Here is an 8669-nt window from a genome sequence, read left to right on the forward strand (position 1 = left end):
CGCCGTGTCCGGTGTGGGTGGGCGGGACGGCGCGCAGTGCCTTGATCCCGTCGGCGGCCCACCCGGCGTCCGTCGGAGGCAGCGACAGGGTCATGCGCCGACCGTCGGCCAGCGTGGTCTCGATCGTGCCCGGGTCGTTCGTCGTCATGGCAAACCCCCTCCGTCGCGCACCGGATGCGTCCGGCCTCACCCCGAAGACGCGCGACCGGGGCCGAGAAGTTCCCCGGGCGCCCGGGGAGCCGCGTCCCCGCCGTGAAACCCTTGCGGGCCCCACGCACCGAAAAAGGGTGAACTGACGTACGGAACAGGGCTGTAGGGACGTAGGTTGTGTCCGAACTCCTCGCTTCGGCTGAAAGACGGACGGTAGACATGACCGACCACGCGACCACGCCCGGCCCGGCCGCGCACCAGAAGATCGACACCTCGGTGCCGCACTCGGCCCGTATCTGGAACTACTGGCTGGGCGGGAAGGACAACTACCCCGTCGACGAGCAGGCCGGTGACGCCTACACCGCCGTGTTCCCCGGCATCGTCACCATCGCCCGCAGCAGCCGCGCGTTCCTGCGCCGCAACATCACGCACCTGGTGGCCGAGGCGGGGATACGGCAGTTCCTGGACGTCGGTACGGGTCTGCCGACCGCCGAGAACACCCATGAGGTGGCCCAGCGGATCGCCCCGGAGGCCCGGATCGTCTACGTCGACAACGACCCCCTGGTCCTGGCCCACGCCCGCGCCCTGCTCTACTCCACTCCGCAGGGGGCGACCGCCTACGTGGACTCCAACGTGCTCGACCCCGACCGCATCCTCGCGGCCGCCGCCGACACCCTGGACCTCGGCCGGCCCACCGCGCTGATCCTCAGCAACATCCTGGGCCACGTCGCCGACCACGACCAGGCACGCTCCATCGTGGACCATCTGATGGGGGCGCTGCCGACCGGCAGCTACCTCTCCATCAACGACGGCTCCCGGGGCATCGACCCGGTCTTCGAGCAGGCCCAGGACGGCTACAACGAGAGCGGCGCCGTGCCGTACAACCTGCGGACCGTCGACGAGATCACGTCCTTCTTCGACGGCCTCGAACTCCTCGACCCCGGCGTGGTCTCGGTGCCCCTCTGGCGTCCGGACGGCACCGGCCCCGCCCCGGAGGTCATCGCCGAGCACGGCGGTCTCGCCCGCAAGCCGTGAGGAGCACCCACGGGCCGTGAGGGGCCGCTGAAAAACGGCTGGCACCGTTCGGGCGTCTCCGGCAGGCTTCGCGGCGATGACCGATGACGCCGCGAACGGCCAGGAGTACGCCCCTCCGGACACGCTGGAGGGGTTGCTGCAACGCGGGCGCGGGCTGGGCGCGTTGCAGGCGTTCGACGCACCGGAGGCGGCCGCCGCGGCGGTCGTCGAGGTCGTGCGGCGGGACTGGCGGTGGGACACCACGGTCGACGACCGCGCCCTCTATCTGGCGCGCCTCATACGGGAGTCGGGGCTCGCCCCGGACCCCGCGCTCGCCCTCCTCGCGGGCGACGAGGACGACTGCGAGCGGGCCACCAGGATGCTGGAACTCCTCGCGCTCTCGGGATCGGTCGAGGCGCGCGAGACCTTGCGGGCGTACGTCCGCGACGGCGAGCACTGGACCGATGTGCTGGAGTCGGTGGCGGACGCGTGGCCGGTCGAGTGGTGGGACGACCTGGCCGACGTCGCCCGGGACCGACTCGGCGGGGAGCAGCCGCGGTTGTGGCGTTCCGAGCCCTGGGCGCGCTGGCGGGCGGGGGCCGAAACACATACCCCCGGCCGCCCGCGAGGGCCGCACCCGGTCGACGTGGGTCCGAGCGGCGCCCGGCTGCTGGAGGTTCTCGCCGACGGCGGATCGGCCCTTCACACCAGGATCGAGGCGCTGCGCTCCCTGGCCGGGCGTCCACCGGAGCCGGGGCTCGTCCCGCTGGTGCCCGACCTTGCGGAGGTGAACGGCGAACTCCCCCTGCCGGGGCTCGCGTCGGCGGTCCTGCGGCTCGGCCCGCTCGCCGTGCCCGAGGCGCGGGCCTGGGCGGCGGACGGGCGGCCGTGGCTCTCGTGGATCGGCGTGCGGGTACTGGCGGAGCACGGCACGGCCCGGGATCTGCCCGTCCTGCTGGCGGAGCTCGTGGCACACGAAGCGGCACGCCAGTGGTGCGGCCCCGCCGTCCCGGCCGCCGGGATCGCCCGCTTCGGCGCGGCGGGCGCCGAGGCGGCGCCGGTGCTGCGCCGCCTGTGGCTGCGCACCCCGCACTCCTACGAACGGCCCGCCCTGGTCAAGGCGTTGGCGGCCGTCGCGCCGGCCGGACTCGACTTCGTGCACACCGAGTCGCTGTGGGACTGCGAATCCGGCGCCCGTCTGTTGGGGATCGCCCACGCGCCCGATCTGCCGCACGTCGACAAGCGGCTGGCGGAGTTGCGGGACGATCCCATGGAGGAGACCGAGGTGCGGTCCGCCGCCGGGAAGCGCCTGGTCACCGGCGGTAGGTGAGCGCTCGGTTTCCGGCCAAACACTTGTTGTGCTCCTGACACAACAGCTCCACATCTGTCACTCTGTGCACACCCCGTCTCACGACGGTCGCACGCGCACCCGCATCGCAGCACTCCCTGCACCACCCGGTGCCTCGACCCGTGCACCGGGTCCTTCGTACGGCCGCTCGTCCGACGCGGCCGCAGCAAAGGAGTTCGCGTGAGATCCACCCCCCACAGACGTACCACGGCCACAGCCGCCCTCGTGGTCGCGGCGGCGGTACTCGCCGTCGCCGTCCCGGGCGCCCCCGCGATCGCACGCGGCGACGGCGGCGAAGGCACCGCCCGTCCCGCGGCGGCCAAGGCGGACCGCGGGTCCCTGCCCGCGCAGCTCACCCCCGCACAGCGGGCGACCCTCGTCCGGCAGGCCGAGAAGGCCACCGACCGGACCGCGGACCGCCTGGACCTCGGCAGCCAGGAGGAGTTGCGGGTCCGCGACGTCGTCAAGGACGCCGACGGCACCACGCACACCCGCTACGAGCGCACCTACGCCGGCCTGCCGGTGCTGGGCGGCGACCTGGTCGTCCACGCTGCCAAGTCCGGCGCGGTCGAGAGCGTCACGCGGGCCTACAAGCCCGAGTTGACGGTGTCGGACCTCAGCGCCGAGGTCAGCCGGGCCACCGCCGAGAAGCAGGCGCTCAAGGCGGCGAAGGAGGAGGGGTCCACCAAGACCGCTCCGGACAGCAGCCGCAAGGTCGTCTGGGCCGCGAAGGGCACGCCGACCCTCGCCTACGAGACCGTCGTCAGCGGCTTCCAGCACGACGACACACCCAGCGAGCTGCACGTCATCACCGACGCGCAGACCGGGAAGAAGCTGTACGAGTACGAGGCCGTGCACACCGGCACGGGCAACACCCGCTACAGCGGCACGGTCACCCTCGGCACCAGCCAGTCCGGCTCGTCGTTCACGCTGACCGACGCGGACCGGGGCAACCACCGCACGTACAACCTGAACCGGGGCTCCTCCGGCACCGGCACGCTGTTCAGCGGCTCCGACGACATCTGGGGCGACGGGACCACCGCGAACCTGGAGACCGCCGGCGCGGACGCCCACTACGGCGCGGCGCTGACCTGGGACTACTACAAGAACGTGCACGGCCGCAACGGGTTGCGCAACGACGGCGTCGCACCGTACAGCCGGGTGCACTACGGCAACAACTACGTCAACGCGTTCTGGCAGGACTCCTGCTTCTGCATGACGTACGGCGACGGGTCGGGCAACGCCAACCCGCTCACCTCGATCGACGTGGCCGCGCACGAGATGACGCACGGTCTGACGTCGGTCACCGCCAACCTCGTCTACAGCGGTGAGTCCGGCGGGTTGAACGAGGCGACCTCCGACATCTTCGCCGCCGCCGTCGAGTTCGCCGCGGGCAACCCCGAAGACGTCGGGGACTACCTGGTCGGCGAGAAGATCGACATCAACGGCGACGGCACACCGCTGCGTTACATGGACAAGCCCAGCAGGGACGGCTCCTCGCGCGACTACTGGTCCTCCACGCTCGGCAACGTGGACGTCCACTACTCCTCGGGCCCGGCCAACCACTGGTACTACCTGGCCTCCGAAGGCAGCGGCGCGAAGGTCGTCAACGGCGTCTCCTACGACTCGCCGACCTTCGACGGGCTGCCGGTGACCCCGATAGGCCGGGACGCGGCCGAGAAGATCTGGTTCCGGGCGCTCACCACGTACATGACGTCCACGACCAACTACGCGGCCGCCCGCACCGCCACACTGCAGGCCGCCGCCGACCTGTACGGGCTCGGCTCGGTGACCTACAACAACACCGCCAACGCCTGGGCCGCGATCAACGTCGGCGCACGGATCCTCGACGGCGTGACGGTCGTCCCGCCGGCCGCCCAGTACTCGCTGGTCGGCCAGACGGTCACGCTGGACGTCCAGGCGTCCTCCACCAACGCCGGCGCCCTGTCGTACGCGGCCGCCGGCCTGCCGGACGGGCTGTCGATCGACGCCGCCACGGGCCGGATCTCCGGCACCCCGACCACGGCCGGCAACTCGACGGTGACGGTCACCGTGACGGACGCGGCCGGCGAGACCGGCACCGCGGGCTTCGCCTGGCGCGTGGACGAGGAGGGGAACCAGTCGGTGTTCGAGAACACCGCCGACTACCAGATCCCCGACAACTCCACCGTGGAGTCGCCGATCAACGTCAACCGGGCCGGAGCGGCGTCCAGCGCGCTCAGCGTGGACGTGAACATCGTCCACACCTGGCGCGGTGACCTGGTCGTCGACCTGGTGGCCCCGGACGGCACCGCGTACCGGCTGAAGAACTCCTCGTCCTCCGACTCGGCGGACAACGTGGTCGAGACGTACACGGTGGACGCCTCCTCGGAGACCGCCGCCGGCACCTGGAAGCTGCGGGTGCAGGACGTGGCCAGCCTCGACACCGGTCACATCAACAGCTGGAAGCTGACCTTCTGATTCATCGTCGACTGTCTTCCGGCTGAGGCGAGTCAGTTGCCGAGCGGTCGGTCCCGCCCCGTCGGGACCGGCCGCTTCGCCGTGTCGCCCTCCGCGTCGATGTGCGGCATGATCCGGTCCAGCCAGTGCGGGGTCCACCAGGCATGGCGGCCCAGGAGGGTCATCACCGCGGGCACCATGAGCAGGCGGACGACGGTGGCGTCGATGAGGACGCTGACGGCGAGACCCAGCCCCAGCATCTTGACCACGATGTTGTCGCTGACGATGAACGCGGCGAAGACACTGACCATGATCAGGGCGGCGCAGGTGATGACACGGGCCGTGATCTCCAGCGCGTGGGCCACGGAGGCACGGGCGTCGCCGGTGCGCGCCCAGGCCTCGTGGACGCGGGAGAGCAGGAAGATCTCGTAGTCCATGCTGAGGCCGAAGATGATGGCGAACATCATCATCGGGACGTAGCTCTCGATGGGCACCTTGCCGTTGACGCCCAGAGCGGGCCCGCCCCAGCCCCACTGGAAGACGGCGACGACGACGCCGTACGAGGCCGCGATGGAGAGCACGTTGAGGACCGCCGCCTTCACCGCGACCAGGAGGCCGCGGAAGACGGCGAGGATGATCAGGAAGGCGAGCGCGACGACGACGGCGATGATGACGGGCAGCCGGCTCGCCACGATGTCACGGAAGTCGACCTGCGAGGCCGTGGTCCCGGTGACGTACCCCTCGGCCGCGGTCCCGGAGACCGAGGCGGGGAGGGTGTCGTCGACCAGACGGTTGGTCAGGTGCGTGGTGTCGGCGCTCTGCGGGGACTTCTCGGAGTAGACCGTGCCGACCAGGACGTCCCCGTCCTGGGTGGGGGTCAACGGGGTGACCGCGTAGGCCCCTTCCACGGCGTCCAGATTCTTCTGCGCGGTGCTCTGCAGGCTCTGGCGGTCCGAGGACGGCACCGAGGTCTGGTCGATGACGACCGTGAGCGGACCGTTGGAGCCCGGCCCGAAGGCGTCGGTCATCAGGTCGTAGGCGCGGCGGTCGGTGAAGGAGGTGGGGTCGGCGCCGTCGCCGATGTGGCCGAGCTGGATGGAGAAGACGGGGATGGCGAGGATCGCCACGGTCGTGACACCGGCCGCCAGGAACCGCCACGGATGGTGCTCCACGCGCTGGGCGTAGCGGTGCCAGGTGCCGGTGATCTCCTCGCCCGCCTCCGCGCCGGTCTCGGCGACGGGCTTGCGGACGTGGTAGCGGTCGATGCGCCTGCCGATGAGACCGAGCAGGGCGGGGACCAGCGTGAGCGCGCCGATGATCGCGGAGACGACGGTCACGGCGGCGGCGAGTCCGAGCTTGCCGATGAAGCTCACGCCGGACGCGTACAGCCCGGCGAGGGCGACGATCACCGTGCAGCCGGAGACGAGGACGGCGTGACCGCTGGTCGAGGCGGCGCGGCCCGCCGCCCGCACCGGGTCGTCGCCGTCCATGAGGTTCTGCCGGTGACGGGTGATCAGGAACAGGGCGTAGTCGATGCCGACGCCGAGCCCGATCATCGTCGCCAGGGTCGGCGAGACGGTCGCGAACGTGAACGCGGCGGCCAGCAGGCCCAGACAGGCGAGGCCTCCGATGACGCTCAGCAGCGCGGTCACCAGGGGCAGTCCGGCGGCGATGACGCTGCCGAACCCGATCAGCAGGACGACGATCGCGACCGCGAAGCCGATCAGCTCGCTCACCCGGTCGTCGGCGGCGGGGCGGGCCAGTTCGCCGAGCGGTCCGCCGTACTCGACCTCGGCGCCCGCGGACCGCAGCGGCTGGACCGAGTCGTCGACCCCGTCGAGATAGCCGTCGCCGAGGGTCGAGGGCTGCACGTCGAAGCGGATCGTGATGTACGCCGTCTTCTGATCGGAGGACAGCGGGCTGACGTTCGGCTGCTGCGACTGGTCCGACGACTGCGACGGCTGGGTGGCGGGCGTGGTCAGCGGGTTCTGGACCGACAGCACGTGCGGCAGCTTCTGCAGGTCGTCGACCGTCTCGGACATCTGGGAGCCGAGCGAGGTGAGGGCCTTGTCCTCGTCGTGCAGGACGATCTGGCTGCCGTAGCCGCCGGCTGCCGGGTCGTGCTCCTTCAGTACGTCCAGGCCCTTCTCGGACTGCACGCCGGGGAGGGAGAAGTCGTCCGAGTAGTCGCCGCCGTAGGACCGGTTCAGTACCTGGACGGCCGCGAGGGCGACCAGCCAGGCGACGATCACGATCACGAAGTGCCGGGCGCACCACTCCCCGAGCCGCCGCAGCACGCCCCCGGCCTCCTCGGCCTCGCCCTTCCCAGCGGTACGGCGTGAGCGCATCGTCTCTCCCACGGAAGCGATCTCCGGCCCTCATTACACGACGCTCCCGATGGCCCGGCACCCCGGGCGGGACAGCGCCCCCCGGTTGGCGGCCCCGGCTTGACAGGCGGACGATGAGGGGGGTGGGACGGAACGGAAGGAGCCGTCATGCTGGAGATCAAGTCGGTCGAGAAGCCGGACGAGCGGCGCGACTTCCCTCGGGGTCACCTCGAGGCCGTGCACCTCACCGGGCTCGACTTCGCCGTGGCCGTCTTCGAGCCGGGCTGGCGCTGGTCGGAGTCCGTCGGCCCCATCGCGGGCACGGAGAGCTGCCAGGTCCACCACAACGGGTACGTGGTCCAGGGCCGTATGCAGATCCGGATGGACGACGGCGGCGAGGGCGAGGTCGGACCGGGCGACACCTTCGTGTGTCCGCCGGGACACGACGCGTGGGTCGTGGGCGACGAGCAGTGCGTTCTCTACGACTTCGCCGGCCAGATGGCCAAGGACTACGCGAAGGCGAAGGGCGACTGAGCCGACGGTCCGGATGCGCGAGGCAGTGGAGGCGGTGACGCGAGACGTCCCGCCTCCACCTGCACGCCACGGCAGCCGCCGTCCGCGCCCACCCGCGCCCGCCGCCCGCGCCTCCCCACCTCCGCGCCTGCGCGCCTGCGCCCGTCGGCCAGCTAGATGCCGTTGGATTCCCGCAGGTTGTCCAGCGTCGCGTTCGTGTCTTCCTTGAGCCATTCGACGACATCGTCCACGTCCGGCATGCTCACGTCGTCGTAGCTGGAGCCGTAGGCGCTCCAGCGCATCTCGTACGTCATCCAGCCGTCGCGCACCGCGAGGGTCGCCGAGCGGCTGCCGCTGGTGTCGTCGCCCGAGCTGGTGTCCTCGGTGATGATGTACGCCTCGTCCCCGAAGCCCTCGACCTCGTCGACCTCGTAGTCGTCGTACCGCTGGTCGTACTCGGACCACAGGGCGGTGAACTCGGGGCCCGGGTCGGTCTTCTTGTGCAGGTCGATCTGGACCGAGAAGTACGCGTCGGAGAGGGTGGAGGTCGAGGACTCCTTGAGGGAGATGCTGCAGTAGCTCTGGTCGAGGGCAGCGTGCTTGAGGGAGTTGTTGACCGGGGCGTCGTCCTCCTCCGGGTACTCGTTCTTGAAGGACGAGTAGTCCACCGACGGGCAGATGTCCGACGTGGCCCGGTATCCGCGCAGGTCGGCCTCCGTGTCGTCGTTGCCGAGCAGGAAGACCCCGCCCGCCCAGGCCGCCGAGGCCACCGCCGCGCCGACCAGGGCCCACAGCACGGCACGCCCGCCGGCACCGGTGGCGGGCGTGCCGTGCTGTGGGCCCTGGTCGGCGCGGCGGTGGCCTCGGCGGCCTGGGCG

The 8669-nt window shown here is 71.2% G+C and carries 6 protein-coding genes; 4 read left to right on the forward strand and 2 right to left on the reverse strand.

Annotation, left to right across the window (positions count from 1 at the left end; all coding sequences use genetic code 11):
- Nucleotides 1-369 precede the first annotated feature (369 nt).
- The 3 genes from P1P70_RS35175 (at nucleotide 370) to P1P70_RS35185 (ending at nucleotide 4972) form a co-directional block, all read left to right on the forward strand.
- The gene (locus P1P70_RS35175) at nucleotides 370-1185 is read left to right on the forward strand and encodes an SAM-dependent methyltransferase (protein ID WP_319245098.1); all 816 of its coding nucleotides are present in this window, start codon (nucleotides 370-372) and stop codon (nucleotides 1183-1185) included.
- A gap of 76 nt (nucleotides 1186-1261) precedes the next feature.
- Nucleotides 1262-2494 (forward strand): hypothetical protein, encoded by a 1233-nt coding sequence (locus tag P1P70_RS35180; RefSeq protein WP_319245099.1) that lies wholly within the window; start codon nucleotides 1262-1264, stop codon nucleotides 2492-2494.
- Nucleotides 2495-2692: 198 nt separating this feature from the next.
- Entirely contained in the window at nucleotides 2693-4972 is a 2280-nt protein-coding gene (locus tag P1P70_RS35185; RefSeq protein ID WP_319245100.1) for a M4 family metallopeptidase, read from the forward strand.
- Nucleotides 4973-5004: 32 nt separating this feature from the next.
- On the opposite strand, the gene P1P70_RS35190 is transcribed toward P1P70_RS35185, so the two are convergent.
- Nucleotides 5005-7299 carry an MMPL family transporter gene (locus P1P70_RS35190; protein WP_319245101.1) on the reverse strand — a complete coding sequence of 765 codons (2295 nt, stop codon included), beginning with the start codon at nucleotides 7297-7299 and terminating at the stop codon, nucleotides 5005-5007.
- A 147-nt stretch (nucleotides 7300-7446) separates the two neighbouring features.
- Here P1P70_RS35190 and P1P70_RS35195 point away from each other — a divergent pair, with 147 nt between their 5' ends.
- Nucleotides 7447-7812 carry a cupin domain-containing protein gene (locus tag P1P70_RS35195; RefSeq protein ID WP_045560188.1) on the forward strand — a complete coding sequence of 122 codons (366 nt, stop codon included), beginning with the start codon at nucleotides 7447-7449 and terminating at the stop codon, nucleotides 7810-7812.
- Nucleotides 7813-7964: 152 nt separating this feature from the next.
- Here the strand turns inward: P1P70_RS35195 and P1P70_RS35200 are convergent.
- A partial coding sequence (locus P1P70_RS35200; RefSeq protein ID WP_319245102.1) for a hypothetical protein occupies nucleotides 7965-8669 on the reverse strand: 705 nt, incomplete at its 5' end.

It is taken from the genome of Streptomyces sp. MB09-02B (assembly GCF_033794485.1).
GTDB lineage: Bacteria > Actinomycetota > Actinomycetes > Streptomycetales > Streptomycetaceae > Streptomyces.

What these genes read in the sequence shown, in the direction of transcription:
- P1P70_RS35190 (WP_319245101.1), bottom strand. Translation starts at nt 7,299, where the DNA reads ATGCGCTCACGCCGTACCGCTGGGAAGGGCGAGGCCGAGGAGGCCGGG.
- P1P70_RS35180 (WP_319245099.1), top strand. Translation starts at nt 1,262, where the DNA reads ATGACCGATGACGCCGCGAACGGCCAGGAGTACGCCCCTCCGGACACG.
- P1P70_RS35195 (WP_045560188.1), top strand. Translation starts at nt 7,447, where the DNA reads ATGCTGGAGATCAAGTCGGTCGAGAAGCCGGACGAGCGGCGCGACTTC.
- P1P70_RS35175 (WP_319245098.1), top strand. Translation starts at nt 370, where the DNA reads ATGACCGACCACGCGACCACGCCCGGCCCGGCCGCGCACCAGAAGATC.